This is a genomic window from Metabacillus sp. KH_069 (genome assembly GCF_057838075.1).
This window is the reverse complement of the sequence record NZ_JBYQOB010000002.1, coordinates 1-13702: the sequence shown is the minus strand read 5'-3', so window position 1 is coordinate 13702 and position 13702 is coordinate 1. Positions and strand designations below refer to the sequence as shown.

Here is a 13702-nt window from a genome sequence, read left to right as displayed (position 1 = left end):
CTTTTTGAAATAATCTAATATGCATATCCTTATCATAACGCCTAATCAAACAGCAAACAGATATCATTTTCTACAATTTTGTAAACCTTTGCTGGACATTTTAGTGGTCTTTACAAGCAAAAAGGCTTTCATTTAGAAAGCCTATTAATCACTTATCCTTTACTCTTAAAAGTCTTAAACTATTTAATGTAACAAGTAACGTTGCACCCATGTCTGCAAAAATGGCAATCCATAAGGTCAACCAGCCTGGAATAACAAGTAATAAAGCAAGCAACTTAATTCCTAAAGCAAATGTGATGTTCTGTTTAATAATTGTAAGTGCTTTACGGCTAAGCTCAATCGTGAATGGAAGTTTTCTTAAATCATCTCCCATTAACGCAACATCAGCTGTCTCCAGAGCTGTATCAGTTCCGGCCCCACCCATCGCGATGCCAACTGTTGAAGAAGCTAATGCTGGCGCATCATTGATGCCATCTCCGACCATTGCGACTCGATCATATTCACTTCTTAATTTTTTCACAGTCTCTAATTTATCCTGTGGCAATAACTCAGCCTGAATATCAGATACTCCTACTTCTTTTCCAATCGCGTTTGCGGTACCTTGATTATCACCTGTCAGCATGATTGTCTTTTTGATGCCAAGTTCGTGTAAACGTTTAATGACACTTTGACTGCTCTCACGTACCTCATCAGCCACAGCTAAAATCGACAGGAGGGCTGTGTTTGTACCAATTACCATAACGGTTTTCCCTTGATTTTGTAAAGCTAAGACACGTTCTTTCACATCATTTGGTATCTTGCCTTGCAACAATTCATCAAAGAGTTTGGGACTGCCGATGTAATAGGAATTTCCATTAATCATCCCTTTGATGCCTCTGCCTGTAATAGATTTAAACTCTTCTACTTGAATACTCTTATAGTCAATTCCTTCTTGTTCTGCTTTTTTCATTATGGCTGAGGCTAGAGGATGCTGAGAACCATTTTCTAATGCAGTAATAATTGACAGCATTTCTTTGTCATCAACACTTGGATTTAACATTTCAAAATCTGTAACAGCAGGTACACCTTTTGTAAGTGTACCCGTTTTATCAAAAGCAATTGCCTTTAATGCACCCATTTCTTCTAAATAGACTCCGCCTTTGATTAATACGCCATTTTTTGCAGCATTACCAATAGCTGTCACAATTGAAACAGGCGTTGAAATAACTAAAGCACACGGACAACCGACTACGAGTACAGCTAATCCTTGATAAATCCACGTTTCCCAGCTGGCATCTAAGAAAAGAGGAGGCATAATAGCCACAAGTGCAGCAACAACCATAATAGCTGGGGTATACCACTTCGCAAATCGATCTACAAAAGCTTGTGATGGAGCACGTTCTGCCTGAGCCTCTTCAACAAGGTGAATGATTTTTGCGATTGTTGTGTCATCAACATGTTTGGTAACTCTGACTTCTAATAAGCCCTCAGAGTTTAATGTTCCTGCAAAAACTTCATCATCTATCCCTTTTTCAACAGGGACAGATTCCCCAGTTATAGCAGCTTGATTCACCGCTGAAATTCCTTTGACAACCAAACCATCCATCGCAATCTTTTGACCTGGTTTGACAATCATGACATCCCCAACTTCGATGTCATCAACCGAAATCATGCTTTCAATTCCGTTACGGCGAACAAGAGCTTCCTTAGGTGCGATATCCATCAGGGAACGGATGGATTGACGTGCCTTATCCATCGAATAAGATTCTAATGCTTCACTGATTGCGAATAAAATGACAACGATTGCTCCCTCGCTCCATTCACCGATAATAGCAGCACCAATGATGGCAATCGTCATTAACGTTTTCATATCAAACTCAAATCGGATCAGATTTTTAAGCCCGACGATAAACAGAGAATATCCTCCAATGATGATAGCTGCTAGAAAGGCAAGAATAGATTGAGCACTTTCTTCCCCATACGTCATCATCGCATAATACCCTATAGCAATAAATAGTCCAGAAGCAAGTAAAGATCCATACTTCTTCATAAAAGGTTCTTTTACAGCTTGAACTTTCCCTTTTTCAGGTGATAGTTTAAGATTTTCAAATGCCCCTGCTTTCTCTAATTCTTTAACACTCGCATTTCCTACCACTGTCAACTTAGCAGCGCCAAAATTAACTTTTGCATCATGAACCCCGTTTAACTCTTTAACATTTCGTTCAAATTTCCCTGCACATCCAGCACATGTAAATCCTTGTACGCGGTACACATTTTTTTCAGCCGTTTGATCCAATCCTTCATTTGCCACGATAACTCAACTCCTTTTGATGAGCAAAAGCAATTTGTATAAGCTGTTTCACATGGTCATCATCCAGTGAATAATAAACAAGCTTTCCTTCTTTCCGGTACTTAGCAAGTCCTAGATTATGAAGGAGCCTCAGATGATGGGAAGCTGTTGCAGTCGTTGCACCTACAATATGCGCAACATCACATACACATAGTTCTTCTTCTAAAGAGAGCGCGAACGCAATCTTCACTCTCGTATCATCAGCTAAAGCTTTGTAGATTTTTGCGATATTCGAAGTCTCTTGATCATCAATTTGTGCTTTAAGTCGTTGTACTTTTTCACTATCGACACAGGTTATTTCGCATATATCCTGACTTTTAGTTTTCATACTCTCACCTCAATGTTCAAACATTCATTTGAATATTAGTGTATGATGAAATTTCAAAATGGTCAATCATTTGTTTGAATGTTTTTCATTTGTATTCATATTATGACTTTCTTATAATTGAAGAAAGAGTGCAAGAAACGAGGGATTCCTATTAAACATCCAGAGAAAGAAGTTAATACTCCGATTGATTTTCAAGATTTAGACGAAGAAACGTTACTCATATCTTCACAAACCTTTAAGGCGTTATCCGATCCAACAAGATTAAGAATTTTAAACCTATTAATACAGGGTGAACATCCAGTTAATCAAATAGCAGAAAAATTATCTCTCCTCCAATCCACTGTTTCTCATCAACTCCGATTTTTAAAAAATATTCGGCTGGTGAAATTCCGCAGAGCAGGTACAACCCTTTATTACTCTTGTGATGATGAGCATGTCATTGACCTTCTAAATCAAACAATTGAACATGCTAGGCACTAGATAAAAGGAGACGAAAACATAACGTCTCCTCTTTTTAATTGCAGCAATTTTCACTGCAGGAAGATTCTTTTTCATCTATTTGAATGGTTGTATGTTCCAAATGGAAGGTATCGTGTAACAATTGATTGGTTTTCTTTAGAATTTCTTGATTATCGGTTCCTTCTTCAACAACCAGGTGACAGCTTAAAGCAGGAAAATTAGATGTAATCGACCATACGTGTAAATCATGGACATTCTTAACTTCATCCATATTTAATAAAGCGTTTCGTATGTCTTCAATTTTTAAGTTGCCAGGTACCCCTTCCATTAAAATGTGAAACGAGTCCCTTGTCACACGAAAACCGCTAATAATAATTAATATGGCCACAATGATACTTGCGATGGGATCTGCTAAACTCCACCCAAAGAACATAATAAGAAGAGCCGCGATGATGGCTCCAACCGAGCCCAGCATATCTCCTATTACATGCAAAAATGCACTTCGAACATTCAGGTTTTCATCTTTATCCCCCCGCATAAGAATATACGCAGCAATAATATTTACAAGTAATCCAATTGTAGAAATCAAGAGCATTCCTGAGCTGATAACTTCAGGCGGATTTAAAAACCTCTGATAAGCTTCCCAAAAAATATAGAGTGAGATAACAATTAAAGTGATCCCGTTAATAAAGGCTGCAAGAATTTCGAACCTTTGATAACCAAATGTCTTTGAACTTGATGATCCCTTTGCTCCGAACGTTATAGCCAAAAAGCTTAAACCCAATGCTGCCGCATCACTTAACATATGCCCTGCATCTGATAACAGAGCCAGGCTATTTGTCAGGATACCGCCAATCACTTCCACTACCATATAGACAGTAATAATGATGAATGACAGCAATAATGCCTTTTTGTTATTCGTGTGATGGTGATGTCCACCGTGATCGTGATGATCATGTGAATGTCCCATAATTTCACTTCCTCGTTATATGATTATATGTTCATATATGTATTATTCCAAAGAGCCATTATATTTTCAAGACTTATTTATATTTTCTTTCTTTTTCACAAAAAAATTACAGAAGTTCTAAATAATTTAAAGCTGATAGTTATCGGTTCTATAGAATGGTTCAAATCGCTGGCTGCTAATGAGTGTTCTATTTTCTTTGACATTTAATACATGTATGTTATATGACAGCACAAAAAGAAGAGAACTCCATTCTAACTGGAAGTTCCCTTTGTTCTTCAATTATAGCTTTCAATTGCTGATTTAATAACTACTATATTAAGTTAACCACTTTATCACCAAATTAAAAAATTAACCAATAGTTCGAATTTTCTTCAGCTAATTGAGTTCTATTTCAGGGTTCTTAAACTGAAAAAAATCGGTAATCATAAGAACTCGAAATATTTACAACTGCATTTTCCCAATCAGTTTTATCTGGAATATCCCTTACCTTTTGAACATCCTTGCCGTTTGATATTTCATATTTATACCCCTTTATTTAATAAGGCGAGTATTTATTAGAAAAGTTCCTTAGAATTTCTTATTCAACTCAATTGTCCAATTGCTTAAGACCAATTTTTTAAGTGATTAATTCAATCTTATATGATTGTTTTTTATTTTCAAAATATTGTTAATTAATGGAACAATATTGAAATATCCTTCGTTATATAGGTTGAATACAGGTGAATAAGGGGGATGGGGACCGTGATTAAGAAAATGTTTATTCTTTTTGTGTTATCTTTTCTTATGATTTTTAGTTTAGATTTGAGTTATGCATCTGCAGCAGGAAGCAAATTCATCATCATCAACAAGAGCACTAATCAGCTTGCGTATTATGAAAACAGTCAGCTGAAAAAAGTGTTTAGGGTAGGCACAGGCAGAAGTCAATCACTTACACCTGAAGGAAAATTCAAGATTGTGAATAAAATTGTGAACAGACCTTACTACAAGGACAACATTCCAGGCGGTGATCCGCGTAATCCCCTTGGAAACCGTTGGTTAGGATTAAATGCGAGGGGAACATGGGGTACAACGTATGCCATTCATGGCAATAACAATCCGAACTCAATTGGTGGATACGTTAGCAGTGGTTGTGTTCGAATGTTCGACAATGAAGTAGAATGGCTGTTTAGCCAAGTGCCGACCAACACACCAGTAATTATTACTTCTTCAGGTAAGTCATTTGATTCTATTGCTGCATCGAACGGATACAAAGTATCATCTTCTGTTCCTGCAATGAATAATGGTTCGATTCTGAAAAAAGGTAGCCGAGGTCCTGCAGTTGAAGACCTGCAACGCAAACTTACTTCTCTTGGCTTTACCACCAAAGGTATTGATGGAGCGTTTGGAAATAATACAGATCAGGCAGTTCGTCAGTTTCAAAAATCCCGCGGCTTAACAGTGGATGGTGTTGTTGGTCCTGCAACAAGAAAAGCACTAGATGGAACAAAGCCAACAACACCTGATAAACCATCCACGGGAAAAGTCAGCGGTACTTTAAAAATGGGCAGTCGCGGAACCGGAGTAAAAACACTTCAAAGTACACTTACTGCAAAAGGCTACAACACTAAAGGCGTAGACGGGGTTTTTGGTTCTAACACAGAAAAAGCAGTTCGTTCTTTCCAAAAATCCAAAAACCTGTCTGTAGATGGTATCGTTGGTCCTGCTACGAAAAAAGCACTTGGAATATGATATTAAAAAACCTAGGTAGATGTCGAAATCACCTAGGTTTCTTTTCATTTTTCATCCCTTAAATGTGAATCGCATTTCTTAAAAATGCCCTATTGTTCTATTGATTTACCATTTTATCTTCTGACTGATTCGGAACATAAATATCCCTTAAATTATATTAATTCAAGGGTTTCTTAAATCGATATTCTTACTATAAAAGTTCTCGAGAACTATATATTTGAGAAATGAAAAAATTAAATAAGCAGCCAAGATTTGGCTGCATGTTACTTGTATTCAAATAATTTATAAATTTCACCTTGTTCTTCAATTAAATCTACAATATTATCTGCATTTTTTTGTCATATGAATGTTATAAATCGTCTTCTGATAGTAATTCCATGTCAGGACTCTGCAATTTCTTTAAATTATTTTCTTTCAGTTCAATTAACCTTTTCTTCTGTTTTTCATATTTCTCTTGAATATTTTCTTTTACTCTTTGTTTAGCTTCAAACTCTTTATTCAAATCATCTATTTGTTTCTCTAATATTTCGTTACTTGCAGCAGCTACTTCTTGTTCTGCTGTCCTCTTCGCTTTTGCCAATAATTCATCCATATCCAGTTCTGGTTCATTGCTTTTCGAAGAACCAAAAAGGCTGCTAAAAAACCCAGTCTGTTTAGGAACGTTTTGTTTGATTGCTTTTCTAAGAGATAAATCAAGGACTCTATAATACTTACTTTCTACTTGTTTAATCTTAATTTCTTGTTCTTTTTGTGTAATTTTTAGCTTAATCGATTCGATTTCCGTGTCGCAGAGTTCGATTTTGTTTTCTAAAGAAATAAGAGCCCCCTCTTCTTCTTTATACATCAACTTCATTTGATTATATTGCATTAATTGTTCTAATCTCGAAATTCTATTATCTGCATCTGTTATTGTATCAGGTGTCAGTGATTCCTCATTATTATTCACAACATATCCGGTTCTCTTTGCTTTTGAAACTGAGACTCCTGGAGTAATACCTACAAAATATGCTATATCGGATGTGGATTTCCCTGCTTTTTCAATTAATAAAAGAATCATATGCATTTTAAAAACACTTTTATAATCCAGCCGATAATATTTTCCAAATTTAACAGGCTCTATGTATTGTAATAGATCAGTTCTAAAGTAGTTTCTTATTGTTGAATCAGGTCTTCCTATTATTCTACCAGTATCTACTGTGCTATATGTAGTTTCATGATGCATTTCTAATATTGAATTAGTAAATAGTTCATCTTCTAATTTATTTATTGTTATTTCTTTTCGTATAGGATCATCTTTAAAGATTTCCTCTAATATCTCATGCATTGTCTTCTCCATTATTAATCACCTCCACAAATTCATTGTGAAATTTTACAACATTATATTCAATACTACCCTTCAAACCGCTATATTTCAATGTTTTTATTTGCGCTACAGCTTCGTGGACGAGAAACAACCAAAACGCTATATGATTGCACCAGATCGAAACGCATATGTTTGACAGCTATTAAGTGAAATCAAGTTAATTGAAATGAATTGAATTCAGCTATAGCTCAATAATACGCTGTTAAGCGTTTAGGTTTCGATTTGATTCGCATCTAAAGCGTTTGTTTCGAGATTGAGTTTAACGCAGCTTAAGTTTTCTGCTAACTACCAGACATTTTTACTGCGTCTGATAATTTGGTTGTATTTTCAAGGTGTAGCGCCGCGGGCGAAGTGCAGCGCTTCGTGAAGTTGAATTGATTTTATTGTAGCGCAACTGATTTTTCGCTATTTTGGCAGCAGGACAGACCGCAGCGTAAATTTGAAATAGAAAAAGACCGCAACTTATGCGGTCTCTTAATTAATCATCTAAATTATCCCAATCAATATCCTCATAATTGAGTTTTTCTTCCTTTTCATCTGGATCTTTTGATTTTGATGCTGCAACTTCATCTGTTAATCCAAAATCCTCGAAGTTAAACTCAAAATCTTCATCATCATCATCAGTCGTAATGGTTTGTATGGATGATTTTTCATAAACAATGGCTTTTTGACGCTCCTGAAATTCTTCAAATTCCGTAACTAGCCCTTTGGATAGCCGAGTAGGGAGGCCATCTGTTTTATAAAATGTGTAAACACTTGCTGAATGGTCATTTTTTTCTTCAAGATATCCGGTAAATACAGTTCCAGTGATAGAGAAAGATGGATTTTCAGTTATTTCAACACGCGCATCATCAATAAATCCGCTACCAATTGTCTTTTTTTGATCCAAAATAGCTAGCAGGCCCATATGGTGTACCTTAGAAGCATAAATTGAATCACCATCTTGCTTCATTAATTCAATAGGTTGGTGAAAAGAACTTCCTTTCATCGCTTCAATGAACATATTCTTAACATCATATCCGTTATTAACTTCATTTATAGGGTGTGAAAGGCGATTAACGACTAAACACCCTGTGTTCTCAAGGATAATTCTTCTAAAGTCTTGAGAATCGAAGGTAACTTCAGTTCCTCCACCGGTAGTTGCAGTATTCAGTTCGTGTATGATTTCACTGATTCTTATGTTGGCGTAGTCACGGTAGTTCTCTATGCCAGCACGCTCATTCTCAGGTAACCTCTTAAATTCATCATAAAAGTGTTGATTATCAGCAAATAATACAAAGGCAATACCCTTAGTCTTATCATTTGCAACTTTCCATATTCTTTGTGCAAAGTCATTTACTTGCCTTAACGCATCTGGGCCGTCTGCACGCAATGGGAGAGTAACAATAATACCTACTTTAACAAATTTTTCTTCTGCATTCTTTAAGGCTATTTTCATGTACTTCTTAAGATTATCCTTTAATTCTGTGCCAGGAACTTTAGCTTGAAGTTTTTCAAATTCTTCTTTTATTTTTGGCTTATTGTAAGTATTATGAAACTCATCCATCGCTCTAACAATAGTTGAGGTGCCTGTACCTCCGCCAAGACCCGCAAAAAACACTACAAGGTCATCAGACGGTCTTACTCTTTCATTAATAAATTGCTTTAATTTATAATTTACTTCTTCATTTTCTTCAAGAATCTTGATCGCTTTTTGAGGGTTTTTTCCTAATCCGCCTAAATTTAATGAAACACGATTTGCCTTGTCAACGTGCTTTAAACCTTGTAAATCACCGTCATTACTATTTAGTGCTAAGCAGTTGTAGAAGGGCTTGTTATTATCATCTTTTAATGCTGCAAAGTTATCTACCATTCTGGTTCCAGCTTGTCCGAAGCCAACCATTGTCATGTTGATCGCTGGTTTGTTAATAGTGAAGGTTTTAGCCATTTTATGCTTCATCTCCTTTGGTTCTTTTGCTGATTTCCCCAAGTACCTGTAGTCCGCGTCTTGTTGGATATAAAAATTTATAAGGTTTTACAGGCCTATAATAGATCAAAGACATATCCAATAATTTATCAACAATTCTTTCTGCGGTTTTTCTCTGTATGTTCGTATTTACTGTTTTATATGTAAAGGATTTCCCTCTAGCTGCCTGTCTTATAGACCGATCGACTTCTACATTCTCTACGATCTCATTAATGGTAACACCACTTCCGGGTCCGTCTAGTGTTAGCTGCTCTTTAGCTTTTTTAGAGATATACACTAATACTTTTTTTGAACTAACATCTTTGTCGATAATTTCTGCAAACATTGATGCGACCTCACCGCTGAATACTACCTTTTCATACTTCAAATGAAGTTCTGTAATCAATTATACAAAGCCTCCTTAATATTCATGATTTAGTATATGTTACCTTATATGAGACTCTTATACAAGACTCTAAATCTATTTATTCAAACTATAACAACTCTTTTCATCTCCTATAAATGTATAATTCACAAGAGTTTAAATAAGGACTCTTTATAAAGACTCCCTTATTGATAAATAGTCATTTTTTTATTAATTTTATTCAGAATATCGTCATTTATTATATAAATCTATAATTACTTTTATTAAAAATAAGATTTTATCAATCTAAAAGAACCGATAATTTTATTTAGACTCTATATTTAGAGTCTGAATATGAAGTCTTTAGAATCAGACTATGTATTATTTTTTTCATAATATTCTTAACATAGACTCTGTATAAGGACTCTCAGAGAGGACTCTAAATAAAAATGCTTAATTAGCTGTTTATTATTGTATTGCTGAATGCTAAATTCTATTATTTTCCCTAATCTTTATTTGGCGGTTTGGTTATTTGGCCGCTGCGTAGCGATAAAGAAAGAATGTGAATGTACTTTCTGGTTTGAGCTGCCAGATAATTAATAAACGCATCCTATTATTCGTTACAATCCGTTCAGATTAAGTAGTGCACGTTGTATAGCGCTTGTAATTTGCACTAAATTTATATACCTTATTGCCAGCGCAATTCAAATACACTATAACCTATTGGATTAGAGTTTAATTAACTACCAGACAAAATTATTTTTGGATCTACTGATAATTTAGAAGTAATTGTTGTTATTTAAAAAAGGGGGTATGTATTATCTGAAATATATTCGGAGTGGGTTAGTCTTCTGAAGAAGAGAGGTCTGCTGGAAGACAATGATTAACTAGCCATTTCCCTTTATGTGGTGTTTCTACATTAAGAATTTGTATCTGTTTCATACGGATCATATATGATTTGCAGCGTTAATAGCGCTTTAAGCGAGCCGCAGCGCAATTACTTGCTCTTCATCATGGAGTAGGGGGAAGGCAACACATGGCACTTTGTTGGAATGCTGTATTTTCAAATTCTTCTTGTTTTAGTTGTGACGTGAAGAGGGGTTATATGATGCTAATTTCTTGACACCACTCTATATTGAAGCGAATAGGAGAAGACATATTTAATCCCATTCTATGTCCTTTTAATCTTTCCGGATAAGAATTGCATAAAGTTAAATAAAAAGAAATACCAGGTTTCTTTTCACGTATTGAATATGCATCTTAGGTGTGTATTTTGTAAGACTCTTTGATGTATTAATTTTTTTCGATTTACATCCACTTTATTTTTTATTCTTTTTTGTACTTTGTAACCCCAACTTTTTTGCACTTTTGTTCCCAGCTTTTGCGATGGCTTTAGCTAATGCTTTGTTTAGTTTCACTGTAATCAGCTCCTTTAAAATCAGTTTGGACAAAAAATTAGAAACTTATACTCATAGACCTCCATCCTCCCTCATAGACTATAAAAAAATGGAATTATGGAATTATGACTCTTAGATAATCATGATTCAGACAGTGGAAGTGGGGGAGAGAAGAGGATGAAAAAAAATAAGATGATTGCACCTATATTCAGTGACATACCTTTACAGCCAGTGAGAAACGAAAAAAAAATATCGGACAGAGCAACAAGATTTGATAAGACAAGCCCAATAAAATACCCTGTTACAGAATCAGAAAGCAAGTTGTTACGTAGGCTATTTATCCAATATGGAGGAAAGGTTGGAGCTGGTAGCATTACAGAGTTTATGACCATGATGGTTAGATATGGGTTAAGGAATCGAAGTGTGGTTAGAGAATTTGATCAGTATAAAGATACAGGTAACTATAAAACGGTTAAACCCAATCAATTAGAAAAGCAGCTAATCGTTGACCTAGCAATTGATTGGGATGTATCAGAAAGAAAAACGATCCGTAATATCGTTTTATCTGTCGTTGAGTATCTTCATAAGGGAGGATCCTTAATTCATGAAGAAGTTCAGCCGATTCGACCTTCTAAATAATGTGATGCTGTCTCCAACCGGGGATATCATTAACAGAATGTTTGACTCTAAATATGCTCGTCTAGATATATGGGTTCCTCAGTACGATCTTAAACGTGCCCAAGTGTTTGTAAGTACAGTTAATGATTTATTAGATGATGAAGATGAAGATATTGAGTTGTTTTCAATAGACAAATTTATTATTTTACTTTATGAGGATTTTTTAAGGCAGATTGATTATGGAATGACTCTAGAAACTCTAGGAAATGCCATTAGAATTAAATTGAACGAACTAGAGGTAAGGAATATAAAGGTTACACATTATCACGATAATCAGGAGAATAAAATTGAATTGAATGATATTGTCCGCCATATGCACCAGAAGAAGGAAAATCAGAGAATGAATCAAGAGAGACTTATTTCTTTTAGAATTCTAAAAAAATACGTATTAAGGGGAGAAGTATTGCTGCATGATCTAAGTGAACTACATCCTGATATTAATTTAACTGTAGAGGAGCTGATTTGTCTAAGGTTCAGGGATGTCTTAAATCAGATAAAAAAAGGGGACTATTCTATTCTTGCTAACATTGTCAACGCTTTAAGTGATTAATGCATTTTTAAGATAAGATGAGTTTTCAGCAGCATGTTCCTGTAATCATCCTTTTTACACAATAAAAAACCACCTGTTTATCTTTTTTATAAAGATAAGTGCAGGTGGTTCATCTGTTATGACCACAATAGCTGCAGCCATTATGTAAATCTTCAAAACTAAACCAAATTGGTTATAGGCTCAGTGATAACTGTTCTAAAAGAAGGTTCTGATAAATATCTTGTAATTCTAAATTTTTAAAATCACTGATAAGTTGAGGTTTCAATCCAACTTCTTGTCTTTCTTTGATATCGTTTTTTATTGCCTCAATAATTGACTTTTTAATACTTTCATCTAATTCTTCAGGGGATTTTTTATTTTTATCACGTTTATTTAATTTAATTTTTATTTCTTTGGTATTAAGTAAAAAATCCTCAAATTCCTCTTGGCTTCCTCTTTTTTCAAAATATAGCTGTTGTTTTTTTTCAGTAGATCCATTCTCCATTATTTCTTTTTCTGCTTGATTTTTTTTCATCCACTCAGGAATCACCTCAGAACGTATTGGTTTCTTGGTTGTTTTTTGATTTTGTATCCGATTATTCTCAATAACATTTCCATAATCCTGTTGTATTGCTTTTACAGTATATGAACCTGTATGAGTGATTTGTGACGTTTTAAGTCGCTCTGTGACATAATTTACATTGCGTTCGATTCGATCATGCGTGAACTCATTTAAGAGCCATTCTAGTTTACTTTTTTCTACTCCAAGTTCAATTAGTTTTTCTCTAAGGCCCTTGCTTTCTTGTAATAACGAATTGACTTCGGGAAGATTTCTAATAGAATCTTTTTCACTTCTACCTTTTAGATCTACTTGATCACCAAGCTCCTTTAGCCTTTTTAAGACTTTACTATTAATCAGAAATTCTATACTTGTTACTTTTCTTCCAGTCTTTATCTCTGTAAAAATAAATTCAATATCGGTTTTTTCATTAATTTCTGATTGAGCTACCAAAAGCACTTTACTTTTAAAGTGACCGTACTGCTTGTATTTGTCGGGTTCGATTGCTAGTAATTTTCGGATCTCTTCAATGGTAAATTGCCGTTTTTTTAATCGTTCATATTGCTTAAGCAACTCATAAATCCGAATAGAATAAACTGAGTTCAACCGCACTACATTCTCAAGCTGGTATGTAGTAAACTTTTCTTTCAGTTCTAAAAATAAATATTTAAGTTTCGGGTGGAATTGTAATGTTATGTATCCCTCTTTATCTTCATAGATGGAAGTAATAACCCAATTGTAATTTCTTTGTTTTCCATCTTCCTTTATTGTTAAAACCTTCGATTGAAGTCCATTAACTATTTCTTTGAGGTAAGAATAGAAGCCTGTCCCCTTTTTATTCCCAATAATTTCAATGAAGTCTCTTGCCCTGAAGCGATAAGTCTTTAAGGTTTCGTCATTTGGTTGAACCTTAGATGCCATAACTAATAGGATCCGTTGTTCTTGCAAGGAGAGTTTGTATGTACTTTCTATTAGTTCGTTAGATTTCGTTACCCAATTTTTTATATCTATATTTTCAAGTTCGTTATGCTGTCCATCAACTAATTCACCCAT

The 13702-nt window shown here is 34.8% G+C and carries 11 protein-coding genes; 4 read left to right on the top strand and 7 right to left on the bottom strand.

Annotated elements, in window-relative coordinates; all coding sequences use genetic code 11:
• Positions 1 to 148: 148 nt before the first annotated feature.
• Positions 149 to 2290, bottom strand: a complete 2142-nt coding sequence (locus AC3ISE_RS22220; protein WP_489224489.1) for a heavy metal translocating P-type ATPase — start codon at positions 2288 to 2290, stop codon at positions 149 to 151.
• The gene (locus AC3ISE_RS22215; protein WP_489224488.1) at positions 2280 to 2657 is read right to left on the bottom strand and encodes an ArsR/SmtB family transcription factor; all 378 of its coding nucleotides are present in this window, start codon (positions 2655 to 2657) and stop codon (positions 2280 to 2282) included. Before AC3ISE_RS22215 ends, AC3ISE_RS22220 begins: the two co-directional genes overlap by 11 nt.
• A 183-nt stretch (positions 2658 to 2840) precedes the next feature.
• Between AC3ISE_RS22215 and AC3ISE_RS22210 the strand changes: the two genes are divergently transcribed.
• On the top strand, positions 2841 to 3137 hold the full coding sequence (locus AC3ISE_RS22210; RefSeq protein ID WP_489224544.1) for an ArsR/SmtB family transcription factor: 297 nt from the start codon (positions 2841 to 2843) through the stop codon (positions 3135 to 3137).
• 34 nt (positions 3138 to 3171) lie between these two features.
• Here AC3ISE_RS22210 and AC3ISE_RS22205 read toward each other — a convergent pair whose 3' ends face one another.
• Positions 3172 to 4086, bottom strand: a complete 915-nt coding sequence (locus AC3ISE_RS22205) for a cation diffusion facilitator family transporter (RefSeq protein ID WP_489224487.1) — start codon at positions 4084 to 4086, stop codon at positions 3172 to 3174.
• A 732-nt stretch (positions 4087 to 4818) separates the two neighbouring features.
• Between AC3ISE_RS22205 and AC3ISE_RS22200 the strand changes: the two genes are divergently transcribed.
• Positions 4819 to 5814, top strand: a complete 996-nt coding sequence (locus AC3ISE_RS22200; RefSeq protein WP_489224486.1) for a L,D-transpeptidase family protein — start codon at positions 4819 to 4821, stop codon at positions 5812 to 5814.
• Between the two features lie 349 nt (positions 5815 to 6163).
• Here the strand turns inward: AC3ISE_RS22200 and AC3ISE_RS22195 are convergent, their stop codons facing one another.
• The 3 genes from AC3ISE_RS22195 to AC3ISE_RS22185 form a co-directional block, all read right to left on the bottom strand.
• Entirely contained in the window at positions 6164 to 7150 is a 987-nt protein-coding gene (locus AC3ISE_RS22195; RefSeq protein ID WP_489224485.1) for a coiled-coil domain-containing protein, read from the bottom strand.
• A 505-nt stretch (positions 7151 to 7655) separates the two neighbouring features.
• Positions 7656 to 9104, bottom strand: coding sequence for an FtsZ/tubulin family protein (locus tag AC3ISE_RS22190; protein WP_489224484.1), 1449 nt, complete (start codon positions 9102 to 9104; stop codon positions 7656 to 7658).
• A 1-nt stretch (position 9105) separates the two neighbouring features.
• Positions 9106 to 9528 carry a hypothetical protein gene (locus AC3ISE_RS22185; protein ID WP_083328327.1) on the bottom strand — a complete coding sequence of 141 codons (423 nt, stop codon included), beginning with the start codon at positions 9526 to 9528 and terminating at the stop codon, positions 9106 to 9108.
• A 1532-nt stretch (positions 9529 to 11060) separates the two neighbouring features.
• Here AC3ISE_RS22185 and AC3ISE_RS22180 point away from each other — a divergent pair.
• Together AC3ISE_RS22180 and AC3ISE_RS22175 are read left to right on the top strand one after the other, a co-directional pair.
• A complete protein-coding gene (locus AC3ISE_RS22180) occupies positions 11061 to 11522 on the top strand; it encodes a hypothetical protein (RefSeq protein WP_489224483.1) in 462 nt (153 codons plus the stop codon).
• A complete protein-coding gene (locus AC3ISE_RS22175) occupies positions 11488 to 12111 on the top strand; it encodes a hypothetical protein (protein ID WP_489224482.1) in 624 nt (207 codons plus the stop codon). Before AC3ISE_RS22180 ends, AC3ISE_RS22175 begins: the two co-directional genes overlap by 35 nt.
• Before the next feature lie 172 nt (positions 12112 to 12283).
• On the opposite strand, the gene AC3ISE_RS22170 is transcribed toward AC3ISE_RS22175, so the two are convergent.
• Positions 12284 to 13702, bottom strand: a complete 1419-nt coding sequence (locus AC3ISE_RS22170; protein ID WP_489224481.1) for a replication initiation protein — start codon at positions 13700 to 13702, stop codon at positions 12284 to 12286.